General features: G+C 40.2%; 1 protein-coding gene. It reads left to right on the plus strand.

All coding sequences use genetic code 11. The annotated features are described in order from the left end of the window. Positions 1 to 280: 280 nt before the first annotated feature. Positions 281 to 520 (plus strand): DUF4277 domain-containing protein (locus tag SLS51_RS23230; RefSeq protein ID WP_323840839.1); only part of this gene is annotated, 240 nt, incomplete at its 3' end.

Consider the following 520-nt stretch of genomic DNA (forward strand, 5'->3'; position numbering starts at 1 on the left):
TAGAAATGCCTTTTTGGAATTGAATCTGATTTTTAGCCATTTTCATTTACCTCCACACAGACTTATTTTAAGTATACGCCTATGGGAGCTGAATTTAAGTGATAATCAGGTTAAAATTTAAAAAAACAATCAAAGATTTGAAATAAAACCGTCATTCCGCACCGTATTTCTGATTTAAAAATAATGTGATCTTACACAGGTTTTTTGTATTGGTGACATCGGTGGGGTTGACGGTAATCGCCAATTTTGATCTATTACTTTTATTTGCCGGAAAGCGAATATGTCCACACCCATACCTGCCATTAAACGTCTCGATCATCTTGGCCTTATCGCCGCTTTTTGTCATGAAGCCGGTTTACCCCGCATGATTGATGCCATTATCCCAAAATATTCATCGCATACCGTCTCTCACGGCGACGCTTTTCTGGCGATGATCCTTAACGGGCTGGGGTTTCACAGCCGGACATTGCACATGTTTTCCGGCTTTTTTCAACATAAGCCGATTGCGCGTTTAATTGGC

The sequence above is a fragment of the Photorhabdus africana genome (assembly GCF_035181445.1).
GTDB classification, from domain to species: Bacteria; Pseudomonadota; Gammaproteobacteria; order Enterobacterales; family Enterobacteriaceae; genus Photorhabdus; species Photorhabdus laumondii.